The sequence below is a fragment of the Thalassobacillus sp. CUG 92003 genome, from assembly GCF_013618635.1.
GTDB lineage: Bacteria > Bacillota > Bacilli > Bacillales > Halobacillaceae > CUG-92003.
In genome coordinates this window covers 1-294 of sequence record NZ_JABLSJ010000044.1, presented here as the reverse complement: position 1 = coordinate 294, position 294 = coordinate 1, and the positions used below count along the sequence as shown (strand labels likewise).

Sequence of the window (294 nt, the reverse complement as noted above, 5' to 3'; positions counted from 1 at the left end):
AGCTTAACTTCTGTGTTCGGCATGGGAACAGGTGTGACCTCTCTGCCATCGCCACTAGATCGTTTTACAGTGACAAATAATATTATATGTCGACTGAAGGTAAATTTCAAGGGTAAATTTTAAAGTGAACCCTCAAAACCGGATAAGCTGTTTCATTCAACGACGCATCAGGCAAGGCGTGCGCCCTGTCACATTGATTTAGATAAGTCCTCGATCGATTAGTATCCGTCAGCTTCACATGTCGCCACGCTTCCACACCGGACCTATCAACCTCATCGTCTCTGAGGGATCTTA

The 294-nt window shown here is 45.2% G+C and carries 2 rRNA genes; both read right to left on the bottom strand.

Features of this window, described 5'->3' with window-relative positions:
- Positions 1 to 59: ribosomal RNA gene (rrf, locus tag HOP45_RS20505) — 5S ribosomal RNA — on the bottom strand; the annotation flags it as partial.
- Between the two features lie 139 nt (positions 60 to 198).
- Positions 199 to 294, bottom strand: a 23S ribosomal RNA gene (locus HOP45_RS20500); the annotation flags it as partial.